This is a genomic window from Streptomyces sp. V4I2 (genome assembly GCF_030817655.1).
In the GTDB taxonomy this organism is placed as follows: domain Bacteria; phylum Actinomycetota; class Actinomycetes; order Streptomycetales; family Streptomycetaceae; genus Streptomyces; species Streptomyces plumbiresistens.
Window position 1 is genome coordinate 1,130,737 of record NZ_JAUSZM010000003.1, and the last position, 18,223, is coordinate 1,148,959.

The window sequence follows — 18,223 nt, forward strand, 5'->3', positions numbered from 1 at the left end:
TCCCTCTTTTGTGCCAACTATAAATCCTCGTCACAAGTCGGCTAACGCCGTACCCTCGGCATCCCCAGACCGATCCACGAGATGATCTCCCGCTGGATCTCGTTGTTGCCGCCGCCGAAGGTGAAGATGACCGCCGAGCGGTAGCCGCGTTCCAGTTCGCCGTGGAGCACCGCGCCCGCCGAGCCCTCCTTCAGTGCGCCCGCGGCGCCGACGATCTCCATCAGCCAGGCGTACGCGTCCCGGCGGGCCTCGGAGCCGTACACCTTGACCGCGGAGGCGTCCTGCGGGGTGAGGGTGCCGTCCTCGACGGCGCCCACCATCCGCCAGTTGAGGAGCTTGAGGGCGTCGAGCCGGGTGTGGGTGCGGGCGAGGAGGCGGCGTACCCAGGGCAGGTCGACGACGCGGCGGCCGTCGGCGAGCTTGGTCTCCATGGCCCAGCGCTGGACGTCGTGCAGGGCGCGGATCGCCATGGTGCCGTGTGCGGCGAGGGTGACGCGTTCGTGGTTGAGCTGGTTGGTGATCAGGCGCCAGCCCTGGTTCTCCTCGCCGACCCGGTGGGAGACGGGCACGCGGACGTTCTCGTAGTAGCTGGCCGTGGTGTCGTGCGAGGCCAGGGTGTTGATCACGGTGCACGAGTAGCCGGGGTCGGTGGTCGGCATGAGGAGCATGGTGATGCCCTTGTGCGGCGGGGCGTCGGGGTCGGTGCGGACCGCGAGCCAGACCCAGTCGGCGGTGTCGCCGTTGGTGGTCCAGATCTTGTGGCCGTTGACCACGTACTCGTCGCCCTCCCGGACAGCACGCGTCTTCAGGGAGGCCAGGTCGGTGCCGGCGTCGGGCTCGCTGTAGCCGATCGCGAAGTCGATCTCGCCGGAGAGGATCTTCGGAAGGAAGTACGCCTTCTGCTCCTCCGTGCCGTACCGCATGATCGTGGGGCCGACGGTGTTCAGGGCCATGAGCGGCAGCGGGACGCCGGCCTGGGCGGCCTCGTCGAAGAAGATGAACTGCTCCATCGCGGTCAGGCCGCGGCCGCCGTACTCCTTCGGCCAGCCCACGCCGAGCCAGCCGTCGCCACCGAGCCGGCGGATGGTGGTTCGGTAGAAGCGCTTCTGGGCGGCTCGGTCGGTGAAGCGGGCGTGCGCGTTGTCCGGCACCAACTCGGCGAAGTAGACGCGCAGTTCGGTGCGCAGTCGCTGCTGCTCGGGCGTGTGATCGAGATGCACGGCGCCTCCAGGCTCCCGGACCGGTCCTGACGGCGCACACGGTAGAACGTGTTCCAGAAATTGGGAATGGGCATGCGCGGGCGGGCATGCGCGGGCGGCCCCCGGACGCCCGGCCGCCGGACCCTTGGACCGAAGGCCCTCAGACCAGGGTGGCGATGAAGTCCGTGCAGGCCTGCGCGCACTCCCGGCACGCCTTCGCGCTGTCCTCGGCGCCCGCGTACCGGTCGAAGACGTGTGCGCACTCCAGGCACACGGACCGGCACCACTCCAGCTGGACGCGGATGCTCTCCTCGTCCAGGCAGTTCTGTTCGGAGAGCACCCGGCAGGTCGCGTCGCAGACCTCCGCACACATGATGCCCTTGCGTCGTACGAGTTCCTGTACCTCGGTGCCGTCCGGATCCACGAGGCTGGCGCGCAGGGCACACGCCCGCGCACACTCCGTGCATGCCTGGGCGCAGGCGAACCTGTCCTCCAGGAACCGGAAGAGCTCCTGCTGGGATGTCGTCGATGTCACACCGAGCGGGTAGCCGCCCCCGACCGGCCCAAACCCGGTGTTTCCAAGGGTTCCGGCCGGTTTCCGAGGCCCGCCCTCTGCCCTGTGGGGCGCCCGGTTCGCTCACGGTGCCAGGGGTACTCGCGTGCCATGAATACCTCATGGATGGACATCGCCGCAGGCCGGGGCGCTCTCGGCGTCGGCCTGATCGTGGCGGGCGTGGTGGTCGTGGCGGTGCTGATCGGCGCCTTCGCTCTCGGTGTCCGCGTCAAGCGCCGGGAGCCCCCGACGCCGACGCCGGAGGAGCAGCCGAGGCTGCCGGAGGACGGTCCGGTCCGCGAGGTCCGGGAGAGCCGGGAGCCCGACGAGGTGCCGCGGAGCGACCACCGTCTCACCCCGCACCAGCTCCCCAAGCACGGCAACGCCGGAACCCGCACCAGCTCGTCGACGGACCGGCCCCGCTGGGACGAGGGCAGCAGCGGTTCCTTCGGGAGTGGCGGGGCGGGCGGGCGCTGACACCGGACGGCGCCCGGCCGGTCGTAGCACCGCGTTCACAAGGCCTCTCACGACTCGTGGAGGCCATCGCACAACATCGCACAGAGGGAAGTGAGACCCATGGCCGACTCCGGCCGCGACAGCCTGCCGCTGCCCGACTACGACCAGCTGCCGATCGGCGGCCTGGAGAGCCGCGTACGGTCGCTGAGCGCACAGGACGTCGAGGAGTTGCTGGCATACGAGCGGACGCACGCCGACCGCGTCCCGGTGACCGAAGTGCTGACGGCCCGCCTGGAGCAGCTGGAGGCGGGCGCCGAGCCGACGTCCGGCGACCCGGGCGCCCTGCGCCCCGAACAGGTCGCGCACGCCGGCGGCTCCCGGGTGTCGCCCGCGACCTCGCCGGAGCCCTTCAGCCCGCCGCCACACGGCACACCGGACCAGCGGGGCAAGCCGAAGGGTGATCGGACCTGACGGTTTCCGGCACCGGCGCGCGGGCACCCGTGCGCGGTGCTGTGGAGAGGGAGAAGGGCCCGGGCAGGCGCCCGGGCCCTGGCCGCGGCGGATTCAGGCGAGCTTCTTGAGCAGTTCGGCGGCGAGCGGGGCGGAGGAGGCCGGGTTCTGGCCGGTGACGACAGTGCGGTCGACCTCGACGTGCGGCGTCCACGGCTCGCCGACCTCGACCTTGATGCCCGCCTGCGTCAGGCGGTCCTGGAGCAGCCACTTGGCGCGCTCGGCGTTGCCCGCGAGCTGCTCCTCGGTGTTGGTGAACGCGGTGATGCGGTAGCCGACGTAGGCGTTGGTGCCGTCCTCCTTGACCGCGGCGAGCAGCGCGGCCGGGCCGTGGCAGACCACGCCGACCGGCATGCCGCTGCCCAGCGCCCGGGTGAGGATGCTGCCGGCGTCGGCGTTCACGGCCAGGTCCTCCATGGGGCCGTGGCCGCCGGGGACGTACACCGCTGCGTAGTCGTCGAGCCGTACGTCGGTCAGTGCGATGGGGGCCTCGAACTCGGGGGCCGTCTCCACGACGGCGCGGATCCTTGCGGCCTGCTCCGGTCCGCCGTTGGCGTCGGAGCTGAGGCTGCCCTCGTCGACGGGCGGGACCACACCGCCGGGGGTGGCCACGGTGACCTCGTGTCCGGCCGCCTTGAAAGCCTCGTACGGGGCGACGGCCTCCTCGGCCCAGAAGCCTGTGGGGTGGGTGCTGCCGTCGGCCAGGGTCCACTGGTCGGCGCCGGTCATCACGAAAAGGATCTTCGCCATCGTCATCTCCTGGGGCACGGTCCGTCTCGGACCGGTGGGGTGCTTGATGCTGCCGTGACAGACGGTGTTGTGTCGGCTCTCCTGGCTGAATCATCACCACCCACGCGTGCTGCCGCCACCCGGATCGGACGCTTCAGGCCGTACCGCCGAAGTCGACGTCCTTGGTCCCGACGGTACCGGCCGTGCGTCCCGGCGCGGTCTGGTAGGTCCAGTACAGGTTGGTGTGCGCGATGACCTGGTCCGGCGGCGGCGCTCCCCATGCCGTCTGGTCGTCCGTCGTGTGGGCGTCGCTTACCAGGATCGCGTCGTACCCCCTGACGAGCGCACCGTGGAGCGTCGAGCGGATGCACACATCGGTCGATGCGCCGACGACGACGAGTCGCCCGACTCCAAGACCCGACAGCACGGTCTCCAGCACGGTGTCCTCGAACGAGTCGGCGTAGTTCTTCTCGACGAGCGGCTCGGCGATGCCCGGAGTCAGCTCGGGGACGATGCGCCAGTCGTCGCTCCCCTTCACCAACTGCTCGTCGGAGTGCTGGACCCAGACGACGGGGATCCGGTCCAGCCGCGCCTTCTCGACGAGACTGCCGACGTTCGCGACGACCGCATCGCGCTCGTGAGCCGTCTCGACGACGCCCTTCTGCACGTCCACGACGACGAGTGCCGTGTTCGGACGGTTGTCGAGTGTGGTCATGGGCTCCCCCTGCTCCGCATGGGCTTCGATGTCCAAGCAGAGTAGACCCACCCACTGACAACCGGCCCGGCACGCACTCCGCCGCACGCCCTCATCCCGGCCCGGCGGCCACCCCTCCCAGGACAACCGCCTGCCCGGCGCCGGAGAAGATGACGCCGGGGTCGGCGGGGGCCTGGTTGAGAACCCACAGGCCGATCAGCGTGGCCAGGGTGAAGACAACAGCGATCAGGACGGCCAGGACGAGTCGGCGGCGGCGTTCGCGGCGCAGCCACTCGCCACGAGCCGTGCGGTAGGCGTCCGGCGCGGCCTGTACTCCGCCGGCCAGCGTCTCCAGAGCCTCGCGCAGCTCCCGTTCCGTCCGGCCCACGTCCGCCGCGCCTTCCGGCGCCCGGCCGCCCTCAGGTTCCATGCGGTGCCTCTCCGTGCCGTCCTTCTCCGTGCGTTCGTTCCCGGTGCGTTCGTTCCCGGTGCGCCCCCGACCGGTGTCGTTCATCGCCGAGCCTCCATCGCCTGGCTCAGCGCGGCGATGCCGCGCGCGGTGTGTGTCTTGACCGAGCCGCAGGAGATGCCCATCGCGGCGGCGATCTCGCTCTCCTTCAGCCCGAGCCAGTGCCGCAGCACGAGCGCCTCGCGCTGCCGGGCCGGCAACTGCTGCAGTGCGTCGATCAGCACACGCTGGTCGTCGTGCAGGAGGGCGGTGCTCTCGGCGGAGGCGACGACCTCCTCCGGCGGGTTCTCCACATGTCTGCGGGCCACTTGCAGGTGCCGTATGCGCATCCGGGTCAGGTTGCAGACGGTGGAGCGCAGGTACGCCTCCGCCGCCTTGGTGTCCCGCAGCCGCCGCCACTTGCGGTAGATCTGGTAGTACGCCTCGGCCACCACGTTCTCCGGGTCGTCCGCGCCGAGCAGCACGGCCAGCCGCAGCATGGAGGCGTAGTTCAGCTCGAACAGGCGGGCAAGGGCGGCCTCCCGCTCCAGGTCGGCCGGGTCGCTCGCCGCGGGTATGAGCGAATCGGCCGGAGTGGCGGGCGGCGGCACGGGCGGCAGCGTGAGGGGGATGTTCTGTCTGCGTCTCACGGGTTGTTCGCTCCCGTCTCGGGGCGCCGCCTGACGGTCAGGCGGGTCGGTAGGTCGGTGAGGTCGGTGCCGCGCGGGACGCCGAGTCGTTCCAGGGCCAGGGTCGCGGCCACGGCGACGGTCAGATTGAGCAGGAGGGCGACGAGCCCGGCGTAGATCTCCACGGCGGGGCCGCCGAAGCCGACCGGTACGACGGACGAGAAGCCCTCCCGCACCACCAGGACGGTTCCGGCCGCCATGCCAACGGCCCAGCCGGCCAGCAGCGCCCGTGGATGCAGCCGGCCGGTGAACAGTCCCACGGCCATGGCAGGGAAGATCTGCAGGATCCAGACCCCGCCGAGCAGTTGGAGATTGATCGCGTCCTGGTCGCGCAGCCCGAACACGAACGCGACCGCGCCCACCTTCGCGGTCAGCGACACCGCCTTGGCGATGCGCACCTGCCGCTTCGGCGTGGCGGTGGGGTGGACGTACTCGACGTACACGTTCCGGACGAAGCTGGTGGCCGCGGCGATGGACATCACGGCGGCCGGGACCAGCGCCCCCACGGTGATCGCGGCGAACACCAGCCCGGCCAACGGCCCCGGCATCAGCCGGTCGACCAGCATCGGTACGGCGGCCTCGGCGCCGCCCTCCGGCGCCCGTACGCCCACCGCGAGGGCGGCGACGCCGAGGAAGCCGAAGAGCGCGAGCAGCGCCGTCCAGGCGGGCAGCGCCACGGAGACCTTGCGCAGGGTGCGCGGGCCGTCGGCGGCGAAACCGGCGGTGAGGACGTGCGGGTACATCAGCAGGGCCAGCGCGGAGCCGAAGGCGAGCGTTGCGTAGGCCGGCTGCTGGGCTGGGGAAAGCAGCAGCGCGGAGTGGGCCGCGTCCGTTCCACCGAGCCGCCGGGCGGCGCCGTCGAAGACGGGGCCGGGGCCACCGAGCCGGGCGAGGACCAGCCAGCACACGGCGGTGAGGGAGACGAACACGGCCACCGCCTTGAGCGCGGAGATGACGGTGGGCGCACGCAGCCCGTGCCGATAGGTCGCCACCGCGAGCCCCGCGAAGAGGGCCACCATCACCAGGTCCCCGCCCGCGCCGCGCGGATACACCTCCCCGGCTGTCAACACCGCGCGTATGCCGAGCAGTTGCAGTGCCAGATAGGGCATCGTCGCGAGGATCCCGGTCAGCGCGACCACCAGGGCCAGGGGCGGCGAGCCGTAGCGGCCGCGCACGAAGTCGGCCGCGGTGATGTAGCCGTGCCGGCGGGCCACGGTCCACAGGCGGCTCAGCAGCACGAAGGCGAGCGGGCAGACGATCACCGTGTACGGCACCGCGAAGAAGGCGGGCGCGCCGTTGCCGTACGCCAGTCCTGGAACGGCGGTGAAGGTGTACGCGGTGAAGATCGTGCCGCCGAGCAGGAACCAGGTCCACACCGGGCCCAGACTCCGGTCGGCCAGTGCCCAGCCCTCCAGGGAGGGCAGCCGGTCGCTGGGACGCAGCCGGGTAGCGGTGACGGCGAGCAGCGACGCTCCGCCGATCACGACGAGGAACGTCGCGGTCATGGCGCCGTCGGCCATGGGTCACCGTCCTTGGTGTGCCTGGATCTCACCGGTTGGTTGCGCAGACGGCTGGTTCGGTTGACGGAACACCGGCGGAAATCTTCTGGAAATCCGCTGTCAACCACTTCCGGCGGGTGGGCAACTCTTGCACAGACCCACAGCGAGCGGGAGAGGAGCAGAGGTCATGGCACGGACCGGTCATCCCCGGCTACGGCGCGTCGCCGTAGCCGTGCTACTCCTCGCGCCCGCGGCGGGGCTGCTGTGGGTTCCCTGGTACGCCGGTGCGAGCCCGGCGCTCGCGGGCACGCCGTTCTTCTACTGGTACCAGCTCGCCTGGGTGCCGGGCTGCGGTCTCTGCCTGCTCGGGGCGTACGCGCTGACCAGGCACGAACACCGCGATCCCTGATCCGGGCGAACGGGAGTCACGTCCCGGTCGCTGATCTTCACGCATTTCCTTTCCCGACATCACCCCCGAGGTGAGGAGCCGCCATGCCTACGTCAGTCATGCCCGAATCCGGTCTCCCGGCGCCACAGGAGCCGCCGCCCGTAAGGTCCCGCCTGTCGCCACGGTCGGTCCTGCTGTGGGGCACCGTCTCGCTGCTGGGCGCCGTCGCCTGGGGCGTCCTGGCCCTGGCCCGCGGTGAGGAGATCTCCGCCGTCTGGCTGGTGGTGGCCGCGCTCGGCTCGTACGCCATCGCCTACCGCTTCTACTCGCGCTTCATCGCCCGCCGGGTGCTGAAGCCGGACGATCGTCGGGCGACGCCCGCCGAGCGTCTGGAGGACGGCGTCGACTTCCAGCCGACCGACCGCCGGGTGCTGCTCGGCCACCACTTCGCCGCGATCGCCGGCGCCGGTCCGCTGGTCGGACCGGTGCTCGCGGCCCAGATGGGGTACCTGCCCGGCACCCTGTGGATCGTGGCCGGGGTGATCTTCGCGGGGGCCGTGCAGGACATGGTGGTGCTGTTCCTGTCGATGCGGCGGGACGGCAAGTCGCTGGGGCAGATGGCCCGTGACGAGATCGGCCGGGCGGGCGGCGCCGCTGCCCTGGTCGCGGTCTTCGCCATCATGATCATCCTGTTGGGTGTGCTGGCCCTGGTCGTGGTCAACGCCCTCGCGCACTCCCCCTGGGGCACCTTCTCCGTCGCCATGACCATCCCCATCGCCCTGTTCATGGGCTTCTGGATGCACCGCATCCGCCCCGGCCGGGTCGTCGAGACCAGCTTCATCGGGGTGGCGCTGCTCCTGCTCGCCATCGTCGGCGGCGGCTGGATCCAGAACTCCTCGCTCGCGGACACCTTCACCCTCAGCCCGACGACCCTCGTCTTCTGCCTGGTCGGATACGGCTTCGTCGCCTCGGTCCTGCCGGTGTGGATGCTGCTCGCGCCGCGCGACTACCTGTCCACCTTCATGAAGATCGGCACCATCGCGCTGCTCGCGGTCGGCGTCGTGGTAGCCGCCCCGGTGCTGCGCGCCGACGCGGTCAGCGAGTTCGCGAGCTCGGGCGCCGGTCCGGTCTTCGCCGGCTCCCTGTTCCCCTTCCTCTTCATCACCATCGCCTGCGGCGCGCTGTCCGGCTTCCACGCCCTGGTCGCCTCCGGCACGACCCCGAAGCTGATCCAGAAGGAGTCCCAGGTCCGGATGATCGGCTACGGCGCCATGCTGATGGAGTCGTTCGTGGCGATCATGGCGCTGATCGCCGCGGCCACCCTCGAACCCGGCCTGTTCTACGCGATGAACGCCCCCGCGGGTCTCCTCGGCACGACGGCCGAGTCCGCGTCCCAGGCGGTGGCCGGCCTCGGCTTCACCATCACCCCCGACCAGCTGACCCAGGCGGCCAAGGCGGTGGAGGAGCAGACCCTGATCGCCCGCTCGGGCGGAGCGCCGACCCTGGCCGTCGGCATGTCGGAGATCTTCTCCGGCGTCTTCGGCGGTACCGCGATGAAGGCTTTCTGGTACCACTTCGCGATCATGTTCGAGGCGCTGTTCATCCTGACCACGGTCGACGCGGGCACCCGGGTCGGCCGGTTCATGCTGCAGGACATGCTCGGCAACGTCTGGAAGCCCGTCGGCCGGGTCAACTGGAAGCCCGGGATCTGGCTGTGCAGTGCCCTCGTCGTCGCCGCCTGGGGCTACTTCCTCTACACCGGCGCCACCGACCCGCTGGGCGGGATCAACCAGCTCTTCCCGCTCTTCGGCATCGCCAACCAGTTGCTGGCCGCCATCGCCCTCACCGTCTGCACCACGATCCTGGTCAAGTCCGGACGGCTGCGCTTCGCCTGGGTCACCGGCACCCCACTGGCCTGGGTGGTCGTGGTCACCTTCACCGCCGGCTGGCAGAAGATCTTCTCCGACGACCCCAGGGTGGGCTTCTTCACCCAGCGCGCGCGGTACGCCGACGCCATCGACGCCGGTCAGATCCTCCCGCCCGCCAAGACCGTCGACGACATGCACACGGTGGTCACCAACTCCACGGTCGACGGCGTACTCATCACCCTCTTCCTGCTGCTGGTCGCCGTGGTGATCGTGAACGCGGCGGTGGTGTGCGTACGCGCCCTGCGGTCCCCGTCTCCCCTGCCGACCACCGAGGCGCCGTACGTCGAGTCACGCCTCGACGCGCCCGAACAGGTCGCCGAACCGCTCGCAGGAGCCCGCTCATGAACGTCCGGCGGTGGGTCCGGGCAGTGCGCTGGTATCTGCGCGAGCTGACGGGCGAGGCCGGGTACGACCGCCACTGCGACCGACACCGACGCCACCATCCGCTCGCGCCGGTACCGACGCGCCGCGAGTACGAGGTACTACGCGCACGTCACCGGGAGGACCACCCCCAGAGCCGCTGCTGCTGACGGCCCGGTCACCGACCGGGGGGCGGGTGCATCTGTCAGCCGTGAGGCCGGCACCCGCCCACACGCCTTCGCGCCCAGCTCAGCGCATAAACTGTGCCCCTTCTGTACGCGATCCGGCCGGAGGCCGCCGCATGAGGATCTCGCAACGCGCTCAGGCCGTCGCCCCGTTCTACGCCATGGAGTTCGGCAAGCATGCCGCGGCGCTGGAGGCCCAGGGCCACCACGTCGTCAAACTCAGCCTCGGTGAACCGGACTTCGGCGCGCCCCCGGCCGTACTGAACGCGATGCGCGAGGCCATGGACGGCCGGCCGATGGCCTACACCGCGGCGCTCGGGCTGCCCGCCCTGCGGCAGGCGATCGCGGGGTTCTACCGGGACCGGCACGGTGTCGAGGTCGACCCCGCCCGGGTCGTCGTGACCGCGGGCGCCTCCGCTGCCCTGGTGCTGGCCACGGCGGCCCTCGTCGACACCGGCGACGAGGTGCTCATCGCGGATCCGTCGTACCCCTGCAACCGGCAGATCGTCGAGAGCTTCGGCGCGGACGTCACGCTCGTTCCCACCACCGCCGAGACCCGCTTCCAGCTGAACACCTCGTCGGTGCGGTCGAGTTGGACGGACCGGACCCGCGGTGTCATGATCGCCACCCCGTCCAACCCGACGGGTACCTCCGTTCCGGCCGAGGAGCTGGCGGCGATCTGCGCGTTCGCCCGCGAGCGCGACGCGTGGCGCATCGTCGACGAGATCTACCTCGACCTCAGCGACCACGACGCCCAGGGCGAGCCGCCGCGCAGCGCACTCTCATACGACCCCGATGCCATCGTCATCAACAGCTTCTCGAAGTACTTCGGCATGACCGGGTGGCGGCTCGGCTGGTGCGTCGTCCCCGAGGCTCTTGTGCCGGCGATGGAGCGACTGGCCCAGAACTACTTCCTCTGCGCGTCCACTCCCGCGCAGCACGCGGCGCTGTCCTGCTTCACCGCCGAGTCCCTCGCGGTCTGCGAGGAACGCCGCGTCGAGTTCACCGATCGGCGCGCGCTCGTCCTCGACGGCCTGGCAAGGATCGGACTGCCGGTCCCCGTCCCGCCCGACGGCGCGTTCTACGTCTACTTCGACGTCGGCCGCACTGGGCTCACCTCCTGGCAGTTCTGCGAACGAGCGCTCCAGGAGGCGCACGTCGCCCTCACCCCGGGCAGGGACTTCGGCGTGCACACCGCACAGACACACGTGCGGCTGTCCTACGCGGCCTCGGCCGACGACCTCCGCGAGGGGATCGCACGGCTCGGGAAGTTCGCGGCCACGCTTCCATAGGCGAAGCCGACAGCCGCGTACTCGTCGGTCCACTGACGCGCGCCTCCCGCCAACGTGACCCGCGCTGCCTCAGCACCGATACTTCCAAGAGGTCAGAGGCTCAGTTCCCGTGTCACCAGGAGGTTCCCATGAGGATGCTCATCAACGTCCCCGAGACCGTGGTCACCGATGCGCTGCGTGGCCTGGCGGTCGCCCACCCCGAGTTGACCGTCGACGTCGAGAACCGGGTGATCGTACGGCGGGACGCTCCCGTGGCCGGGAAGGTCGCCCTGGTCTCCGGCGGGGGTTCGGGGCACGAGCCGCTGCACGGTGGGTTCGTGGGGCCCGGGATGCTCTCGGCGGCCTGCCCGGGTGAGGTGTTCACCTCGCCGGTGCCGGATCAGATGGTGCGGGCGGCGGCGGCCGTGGACAGCGGTGCGGGGGTGCTGTTCATCGTGAAGAACTACACGGGGGACGTGCTCAACTTCGACATGGCGGCCGAACTCGCCGAGGACGAGGGCATCCAGGTCGCCAGGGTGCTGGTCGACGACGACGTGGCGGTCACCGACAGTCTCTACACGGCCGGGCGGCGCGGCACGGGTGCGACGCTGTTCGTGGAGAAGATCGCGGGCGCGGCGGCCGACGAGGGGCAGCCCTTGGAGCGGGTGGAGGCGGTGGCCCGGCAGGTCAATGAGAACTCCCGCAGCTTCGGGGTCGCGCTCAGCGCGGTCACCACGCCGGCCAAGGGCAGCCCGACCTTCGATCTGCCGCCGGGCGAGCTTGAGTTGGGCATCGGCATCCACGGCGAGCCCGGCCGGGAGCGGCGGGCGATGATGACTTCGCGGGAGATCGCCGACTTCGCGGTCGGCGCGATCCTGGACGACATGACTCCGCGCAATCCCGTCCTCGTCCTGGTCAACGGCATGGGCGCGACCCCGCTGCTGGAGTTGTACGGCTTCAACGCCGAGGTGCATCGAGTGCTCGCCGAGCGCGGTGTCGCCGTCGCCCGCACCCTGGTCGGCAACTACGTCACCTCCCTCGACATGGCCGGCGCCTCGGTCACCCTGTGCCAGATCGACGAGGAGCTGCTGCGTCTGTGGGACGCGCCGGTGAAGACGGCGGGGCTGCGCTGGGGAGTGTGAGCAGGACGGGGCCCACGGGTCACAACGTACCGACCACGCAAGGAGATCCAGTGCTTGACGCCGATTTCTTCCGCCGTTGGATGACGGCGACCGCCGCCTTGGTCGACCGCGAGGCGGACCGGCTCACCGCCCTCGACTCGCCCATCGGGGACGCCGATCACGGCAGCAATCTGCGGCGCGGGTTCACCGCGGTCACCGCGTCCCTGGAGAAGGAGGCGCCCGACACTCCGGGTGCGGTCCTCATGCTCGCCGGTCGCACGCTCATCTCGACCGTCGGCGGCGCGTCGGGGCCGCTCTACGGCACGTTGCTGCGCCGCACCGGCAAGGCGCTCGCGGACGCGGGCGAGGTCAGTGAGGAGCAGTTCGCCGCGGCGCTGCGCGAGGGCGTGGACGCGGTCATGACGCTCGGCGGTGCCGCGCCCGGCGACAAGACCATGATCGATGCCCTGGTGCCGGCCCTCGACGCGCTCGGCGACGGCTTCGCGGCGGCCCGGACGGCCGCCGAGGAAGGAGCCCTGGCGACCACGCCGTTGCAGGCCCGCAAGGGCCGGGCGAGTTACCTCGGGGAGCGCAGTATCGGGCACCAGGATCCCGGTGCCACGTCGGCGTCGCTGCTCGTCACGGGACTTGTGGAGGCGGCCGGTGAGTGACGGGAAGCTGGTCGGGATCGTCTTGGTGTCGCACAGCGCGGCGGTCGCCGAGTCGGTGGCCGAGCTGGCCAAGGGGCTGGCGGGCGGCGGCACCGAGGTGCCCGTCGCACCGGCGGGCGGCACCGAGGGCGGCGGGCTCGGCACGAGCGCGGAGCTGATCGCCGCCGCGGCCGCCGCCGTGGACCGGGGTGCCGGGGTGGCCGTCCTCACCGACCTCGGCAGCGCGGTCCTCACCGTGAAGGCGCTGCTGGCCGAAGGCGACGAACTCCCGGGCAACACCCACCTGGTGGACGCCCCGTTCGTCGAAGGAGCGGTGGCCGCGGTCGTCACGGCGGCGACGGGAGCCGGCCTCGCGGCGGTGGAGGCCGCGGCGGCGGAGGCGTACTCCTACCGAAAGGTATGACGCCCCCTCGGGCAGCTAGATGACCCCTTCCGCCGCGACGGCGAGGGCCGAGCGCAGGGTTGCCTCCAGCTCGGCCTTCGCCGTCGCGCGGTCGGTCGACGCGTCGGCGCTGCGCCAGGCGTAGTACTCGACGGCGGCGCGCAGGGCGGCGTTGAACATCGCCGCGCGGATCGTCGGCCGCAGGTCCTCGGCGGGCAGCCCGGCCCGGTCGGCCAGGGCGCGGGCGAACGCCGGCTCGGCCTCGTCGTACGTCTGGAGCCAGACGGCGCGCAGTCCCGGCTCGGTGCGGGTCAGGCGGACCAGCGCGCCGACGGTGCCGCCGTCGGGACCGCCGACGACATTGAGCCCCCTCGCGAGCGTCCGGTCGAAGAGCTGCCCCAGGGGCTGTCCCGGGGGCCAGTCACGCAGACAGGCGGCGATCACCTCGATGCCCTCCGAGAACAGCGGTCGTACGCAGCTCTCCTTGCTCGGGAAGTAGCGCCACACGGTCCGTGCCGAGACGCCGACCGCCTGTCCTATCTGCTCGCCGGTGGTCGCCGTGACGCCCTGGGCGACGAACAGGTCGACCGCGGCCCGGGCGATCTCCAGCCTGATCTCGGCCTTGCGCTCCTCGGTGAGGGGCGGTCGTCCCGTACGTCCGCGGGGTGCGGTCATCGGTTCCTCCGGCTGGGGGGCGATCACTCTCCCGGAATTCTCCACCAAGAGTTTATGTCACTCACAGACATTAAATCGTAAAGTGAGGTCACAGCAGTCACCTCGCCTGCGGAGACACGGACAGGAGCACGTCATGGCCAGCGGACTCGACGGACGCAGCGTCATCGTCACGGGAGCGGGCTCGGGCATCGGCCGGGCGGTCGCCCTGGCCTTCGCCGCGGAGGGCGCGCGCGTGGTGGTGGCGGATCTCAACGCGGACGGCGCGGCGGCGGTCGTCAAGGAGATCGAGCAGGCGGGCGGGACCGCTGTCGCCGTCACCGGCGATCTGAGCGAGCAGGCCGTCGTCGACCAGGTGACCGCGACCGCCGTGGAGCGCTTCGGCGGGGTGGACGTCCTGGTGAACAACGCCGGGATCATGGACCGCATGTCGGCGCCGGCGGACGTGAGCGACGCGGAGTGGGAGCGGGTCATCCGGGTCAACCTCACCGCGCCCTTCCTGCTCACACGGGCGGTGCTGCCGCACATGCTCGAGGCGGGCAGGGGTGCCATCGTGAACACCGCGTCCGAGGCGGGTCTGCGCGGCAGTGCGGCGGGCGCCGCGTACACGGCCTCCAAACACGGGGTGGTGGGGCTGACGAAGAACCTCGCGGTGATGTACCGCAAGCAGGGCATCCGGGCCAACGCCATAGCCCCGGGCGGTACGGCCACCTCCATCGTCGTGGACGCCGACCAGGAGGCGCACGGCCCGGCGGCGCTCGGACCGCACTTCGTCAACATCGGCCGCGTCGCCCAGCCCGAGGAGCAGGCCGCCGCCATCGTGTTCCTCGCCTCGGACGCGGCGAGCAACATCAACGGCGTGGTCCTGCCGGTCGACGACGGCTGGTCGGCGGTCTGACGCAGGCCGGGCGTCGTCGACCGGCTCGCACCAACTGCCTTGCCGGGCACGCCCGGCGGCTCTGCACCAACTGCCTGCCAGGCGCGCTCAGCGGCTCTGCCCGAAGGGCCTTGCCGAGCGCACAGGGACCCCGTACCGCATGCCACGCCAGGCGCTCAGCGGCCCGTACCGCATGCCACGCCAGGTGTTCACCGGCTCCGCACGAACTGCCTCGCCAGCCGCTCGCCGACCATCACGGCGGCCGCGTGGTCCTCGATGGGCGCCACCCGCGTGTCCTTGAAGACGATGTAGGTGACGCCGGAGGCCGTGCCGCCGCCGCGCGGGTCGGGGCGGATGCCGAGGGCCTCGGCGGTGGCGTAGGACGCCTCGCCGATGAGATCGTGCGGGCCGACGTCGCCTACGACCGCGTACCGCACCCTGTCGTGGTGGACGACGGCCGCCACCGATCCGCCGCGCACACCGTCGTCGCCGTGGTCCCAGATGCGGCTCGGGCCGGGAACGACGACGTACGGGAGGCGTTCGGCGTCCAACTGCTTGCCGTCGGACTGCTGGTAGGCCGTGGTGCCGGAGAAGAGCGGGTCGGTGCGGTCGTTGCAGCGGCGGCCGGGCCGGCCGTCGCAGTCGATGTCCAGGTCGGCCTTCCAGAACACGGCCTCCCGGGTGCCGCAGACCGGGGTCGTCGCGGGCGCGCCGTCGTCGTTGCGGTACCGCCCGCGGGATACGGGGGCACAGTCACGCGCCCTGGCCAGCAGGTCCGCCGCACGGACGTCGGCCGCGTGCCGCAGCACCGAATCCTGCCGGACGACCCGGGGCCCGGCGGTGAACGCGACGACCGGCGTGATGCCGGGCGGTGTCGGCGGGGCGAGCAGGGCGGCTCCTGCCGCGGCCACGGTCAGCGACTGGGCACGCACGATAAGGGACCCTCTCCTGGGGGACAGGTGACGCACACCCAGCCCAATCTGGCGCGGTACCAACCGTGCGGCCACCACTGGAGGGCCGGACGGTGCACGTCCCCAGGGTCGCGACGGGGGGCGGGAGTCCGGGCCCGCGAGGGGCTCCGGCCTCCCGGCCACCCGCGCCGGCGCGGGATCAGCGACGACAGCGGCCCGCGCGGCGGCATGAACTCCCCATTCGTCCGGGTGAGTTCGGCCGCGAGGGGTTCAGCATACGAAAGCCCCGACGGGCACCGACCCCATACCCCGACAACGGCCCTCGACCGGCAGGCACCACGGACCGCCCTCTTGATGTGATCGCATCAGACGCGTCATATTGGTCCGGACCAATATGACCTGTGTCCTGAGGGAGGCAGTCGTGCGACGCGTTCCCGTCCCCGCTTCCCTGCCCCGCCGCCTCGCGCTCTGCGGAGCGCTCACCCTGATCGCCTCCTGCGGAGGGGGCGGGACGGACGGCGGCGAGAGCGGCCGGCTCCCCGCCGCGCCGACGGGCATCACCGCCACCGCGGGGAGCGCGACGAGCGTGCACGTCATGTGGAACGCGGTGTCCGCCGACATCGACGCCTACGAGCTGTATCGGGGCACCACGAAGGTCGAGGAGGTGCCGGGTTCGCGGCACATGGTGGATGTCACCAGGCTCAGCCCGTCCACCAGGTACGTCTTCACCGTGCGGGCACGCGACACCGGGGGACGCCTCGGGCCACCCAGCCGTGAGGTACGGGCGAAGACCCCGGCGGCCGTGGCGGCGGACCGCTCGGCCCCGACCCGGCCGGGCGGGCTGCGCGGCCGAACGGCCGGAAGCCGGGCGGTCCAGCTCTCCTGGGACGCCTCGACGGACGACCGGGACGTGGCGTCGTACGACATCCACCAGGGCGCCACGAAGATCCACAGTGTGGGCGGCGACCAGACGGCGGCCGTGGTAACGGGGCTGCGTCCGGGCACCCGCTACTCCTTCACCGTGCGGGCGAGGGACGCGGCCGACAACCTCTCGCCGGCCGGCGGCGCCGTCCGCCTCACGACTCCGGGCACCGACGACGGACGCGACACCGCTCCCACCGACTTCCGCGCGAGCACCCGCCCCGCCGACGGGGCGTACCACCTCGACCTCGCCTGGATTCCGCCGCGCACGGACGGGGTGATCACGGAGTACCAGGTCCACCTGGACGGCCGCCCGGCCACCTCGCTGGTGTTCGGCGGGACCGCACCGCGCGACCGGGCGACGTACAGCTTCTACCTGGGACGGGACGCCGGGGTCAGCCACCGGGTGCGGATCCGGGCGAAGCTGCCGGACGGCACCTGGGGCGGGTTCTCGACGGAGTGGACCGTGACCACGGGGGCGAGCCCGCAGCCGGAACGGCCCTGACGACCGCTCCCGCTTCCCCCGGACGACGGAACCCGTCACCTGCACGGGGGCCGTCCGCATGCGGGAATCGCCGCGTGCACGTTGGCTTCCCCTGAGGGCAGCACGGTCCTTCCCCGATCCTCGGCGGCGCAAGGGATGTACCGCCGACCGTGCCGCCGGAGGACAGGTCCATGCACACTACTCAGCTACTCCTCCGCTCCGGCCTGACCGTGGCAGCCGCCGCGCTGCCGCTCGCCCTGACCGCAACACCGGCCGCCGCCGTTTCGGGGATCTCCGTGAGCACCACCGGCTCCACGGTCTCCGTCACGACCAGCGCCTGCACTCAGGTCAACGGCAGCTGGGGCACCGCCTCGCTCCTGAACAGCAGTCAGGCGAACTTCTCCCAGGGCCGCCAGGTGGCGCTGTCCGGGACGAGCAACCTCCAGTCGGCGGCCTGGTCGAGCGTGAGCGCGGGTACCTACACCGTCATCGTCCAGTGCGCGAACAACACCACGGCGGGCACCCAGTCGGTCATCGTCACCCCCGTGTCCACTCCCACGGTCTCCCCCACGGCCTCGCCGTCGCGCGGCGTCATGGGCGGCATGGGCGGCACCACGAAGGACTACGGCACGCTCACCCTGGTGGCGGGCGGGACGCTGGTGGGAGCGGGCGCCCTGGCCACGGCGTGGTTCCTGCGCCGCCGCTCGAAGCCGTACCGGCTCTAACCGGGCCCGTCCTCCAGGACGGGCAGCTCCTCCAGGGCCTCGGTGAGCCACTGCGTCCAGAAGGTCTCCAGTTCGATGCCCGCGCGCAGGGACCAGGTGCTGGAGCCTGGCCTGCGCGCTGTCGTTGCCGGGCGGGAAGTCGCGCTTCTCGATCTCCTCGTACTCGGCCAACTGCAGCCGGTGCAGATCGAGATGGCGGCGCAGGTCGGCCTCCAGGCCCGCGGTGCCGACGACGGCCGCGGCCCGCAGGCGCAGCAGGAGCGCGTCGCGGTGCGGCTTGGGGTCCTGCGCCGCGGCCGTCCAGCGCCGGAGTTCGGCGCGGCCCGCGGGCAGGACCTCGTAGCTCTTCTTCTGGCCGCGCGTCGGCTGCTCGGCGGGCAGCGCCCGGATGTGCCCCTCGGCCTCCAGTTTTCCCAGCTCGCGATAGATCTGCTGATGCGTCGCCGACCAGAAGTAGCCGATCGACCGGTCGAACCTGCGGGTCAGATCGAGGCCCGACGACGGCTTTTCGAGCAGAGCGGTGAGGATCGCGTGCGGGAGTGACATGGAG

21 protein-coding genes and 1 pseudogene are annotated in these 18,223 nt (G+C 71.6%); 12 read left to right on the forward strand and 10 right to left on the reverse strand.

Annotated features, from left to right (window positions below):
• Positions 1-41 precede the first annotated feature (41 nt).
• On the reverse strand, positions 42-1,220 hold the full coding sequence (locus tag QFZ76_RS06170) for an acyl-CoA dehydrogenase family protein (protein WP_307672744.1): 1,179 nt from the start codon (positions 1,218-1,220) through the stop codon (positions 42-44).
• Between the two features lie 139 nt (positions 1,221-1,359).
• On the reverse strand, positions 1,360-1,734 hold the full coding sequence (locus QFZ76_RS06175; protein WP_307672745.1) for a ferredoxin: 375 nt from the start codon (positions 1,732-1,734) through the stop codon (positions 1,360-1,362).
• A 129-nt stretch (positions 1,735-1,863) separates the two neighbouring features.
• Between QFZ76_RS06175 and QFZ76_RS06180 the strand changes: the two genes are divergently transcribed.
• Together QFZ76_RS06180 and QFZ76_RS06185 are read left to right on the forward strand one after the other, a co-directional pair.
• Positions 1,864-2,229, forward strand: a complete 366-nt coding sequence (locus QFZ76_RS06180; RefSeq protein ID WP_307672746.1) for a DUF6479 family protein — start codon at positions 1,864-1,866, stop codon at positions 2,227-2,229.
• Between the two features lie 99 nt (positions 2,230-2,328).
• Positions 2,329-2,679: a hypothetical protein gene (locus QFZ76_RS06185; protein WP_307672747.1), complete on the forward strand. Its 351-nt coding sequence runs from the start codon at positions 2,329-2,331 to the stop codon at positions 2,677-2,679.
• Positions 2,680-2,772: 93 nt separating this feature from the next.
• Here QFZ76_RS06185 and QFZ76_RS06190 read toward each other — a convergent pair whose 3' ends face one another.
• The 5 genes from QFZ76_RS06190 to QFZ76_RS06210 all read right to left on the reverse strand — a co-directional run bounded on the left by QFZ76_RS06190 (position 2,773) and on the right by QFZ76_RS06210 (position 6,798).
• Complete coding sequence (locus QFZ76_RS06190) at positions 2,773-3,468, reverse strand: type 1 glutamine amidotransferase domain-containing protein (RefSeq protein ID WP_307672748.1); 696 nt, start codon at positions 3,466-3,468, stop codon at positions 2,773-2,775.
• A 133-nt stretch (positions 3,469-3,601) separates the two neighbouring features.
• On the reverse strand, positions 3,602-4,162 hold the full coding sequence (locus tag QFZ76_RS06195) for an isochorismatase family protein (protein ID WP_307672749.1): 561 nt from the start codon (positions 4,160-4,162) through the stop codon (positions 3,602-3,604).
• 91 nt (positions 4,163-4,253) lie between these two features.
• Complete coding sequence (locus tag QFZ76_RS06200; RefSeq protein WP_307679939.1) at positions 4,254-4,571, reverse strand: hypothetical protein; 318 nt, start codon at positions 4,569-4,571, stop codon at positions 4,254-4,256.
• Between the two features lie 80 nt (positions 4,572-4,651).
• Positions 4,652-5,239, reverse strand: a complete 588-nt coding sequence (locus QFZ76_RS06205) for a sigma-70 family RNA polymerase sigma factor (RefSeq protein WP_373464266.1) — start codon at positions 5,237-5,239, stop codon at positions 4,652-4,654.
• The gene (locus QFZ76_RS06210) at positions 5,236-6,798 is read right to left on the reverse strand and encodes a sodium:solute symporter (protein WP_307672750.1); all 1,563 of its coding nucleotides are present in this window, start codon (positions 6,796-6,798) and stop codon (positions 5,236-5,238) included. Before QFZ76_RS06210 ends, QFZ76_RS06205 begins: the two co-directional genes overlap by 4 nt.
• 166 nt (positions 6,799-6,964) lie before the next feature.
• On the opposite strand from QFZ76_RS06210, the gene QFZ76_RS06215 reads away from it, so the two are divergent.
• From QFZ76_RS06215 to QFZ76_RS06245, 7 genes are all read left to right on the forward strand, one after another.
• Entirely contained in the window at positions 6,965-7,186 is a 222-nt protein-coding gene (locus QFZ76_RS06215; protein ID WP_307672751.1) for a DUF3311 domain-containing protein, read from the forward strand.
• A 98-nt stretch (positions 7,187-7,284) separates the two neighbouring features.
• Positions 7,285-9,438: a carbon starvation CstA family protein gene (locus tag QFZ76_RS06220; protein WP_373464501.1), complete on the forward strand. Its 2,154-nt coding sequence runs from the start codon at positions 7,285-7,287 to the stop codon at positions 9,436-9,438.
• Positions 9,435-9,623 carry a YbdD/YjiX family protein gene (locus QFZ76_RS06225; RefSeq protein WP_307672753.1) on the forward strand — a complete coding sequence of 63 codons (189 nt, stop codon included), beginning with the start codon at positions 9,435-9,437 and terminating at the stop codon, positions 9,621-9,623. Before QFZ76_RS06220 ends, QFZ76_RS06225 begins: the two co-directional genes overlap by 4 nt.
• 131 nt (positions 9,624-9,754) lie before the next feature.
• On the forward strand, positions 9,755-10,930 hold the full coding sequence (locus QFZ76_RS06230; protein WP_307672754.1) for a pyridoxal phosphate-dependent aminotransferase: 1,176 nt from the start codon (positions 9,755-9,757) through the stop codon (positions 10,928-10,930).
• A 128-nt stretch (positions 10,931-11,058) separates the two neighbouring features.
• Positions 11,059-12,051: a dihydroxyacetone kinase subunit DhaK gene (gene dhaK, locus QFZ76_RS06235; RefSeq protein WP_307672755.1), complete on the forward strand. Its 993-nt coding sequence runs from the start codon at positions 11,059-11,061 to the stop codon at positions 12,049-12,051.
• Between the two features lie 50 nt (positions 12,052-12,101).
• Positions 12,102-12,701: a dihydroxyacetone kinase subunit DhaL gene (gene dhaL, locus QFZ76_RS06240; RefSeq protein ID WP_307672756.1), complete on the forward strand. Its 600-nt coding sequence runs from the start codon at positions 12,102-12,104 to the stop codon at positions 12,699-12,701.
• Entirely contained in the window at positions 12,694-13,104 is a 411-nt protein-coding gene (locus QFZ76_RS06245; RefSeq protein ID WP_307672757.1) for a PTS-dependent dihydroxyacetone kinase phosphotransferase subunit DhaM, read from the forward strand. The genes dhaL and QFZ76_RS06245 overlap by 8 nt, the downstream gene beginning before the upstream one ends.
• Before the next feature lie 15 nt (positions 13,105-13,119).
• Here QFZ76_RS06245 and QFZ76_RS06250 read toward each other — a convergent pair whose 3' ends face one another.
• Entirely contained in the window at positions 13,120-13,758 is a 639-nt protein-coding gene (locus QFZ76_RS06250; RefSeq protein ID WP_307672758.1) for a TetR/AcrR family transcriptional regulator, read from the reverse strand.
• A gap of 133 nt (positions 13,759-13,891) precedes the next feature.
• Between QFZ76_RS06250 and QFZ76_RS06255 the strand changes: the two genes are divergently transcribed.
• Positions 13,892-14,653, forward strand: coding sequence for an SDR family NAD(P)-dependent oxidoreductase (locus QFZ76_RS06255; RefSeq protein ID WP_307672759.1), 762 nt, complete (start codon positions 13,892-13,894; stop codon positions 14,651-14,653).
• Positions 14,654-14,841: 188 nt separating this feature from the next.
• Here QFZ76_RS06255 and QFZ76_RS06260 read toward each other — a convergent pair whose 3' ends face one another.
• Positions 14,842-15,564 (reverse strand): glycoside hydrolase family 75 protein, encoded by a 723-nt coding sequence (locus tag QFZ76_RS06260; RefSeq protein ID WP_307672760.1) that lies wholly within the window; start codon positions 15,562-15,564, stop codon positions 14,842-14,844.
• Positions 15,565-15,964: 400 nt separating this feature from the next.
• On the opposite strand from QFZ76_RS06260, the gene QFZ76_RS06265 reads away from it, so the two are divergent.
• Together QFZ76_RS06265 and QFZ76_RS06270 are read left to right on the forward strand one after the other, a co-directional pair.
• Positions 15,965-16,969 carry a fibronectin type III domain-containing protein gene (locus tag QFZ76_RS06265; protein ID WP_307672761.1) on the forward strand — a complete coding sequence of 335 codons (1,005 nt, stop codon included), beginning with the start codon at positions 15,965-15,967 and terminating at the stop codon, positions 16,967-16,969.
• A gap of 170 nt (positions 16,970-17,139) precedes the next feature.
• Positions 17,140-17,673, forward strand: coding sequence for a hypothetical protein (locus QFZ76_RS06270; protein WP_307672762.1), 534 nt, complete (start codon positions 17,140-17,142; stop codon positions 17,671-17,673).
• On the opposite strand, the pseudogene QFZ76_RS06275 reads toward QFZ76_RS06270, so the two are convergent.
• Positions 17,670-18,219: pseudogene (locus QFZ76_RS06275) on the reverse strand (PadR family transcriptional regulator). The gene QFZ76_RS06270 and the pseudogene QFZ76_RS06275 sit on opposite strands and share 4 nt — an antisense overlap.
• Between the last annotated feature and the right edge of the window lie 4 nt (positions 18,220-18,223).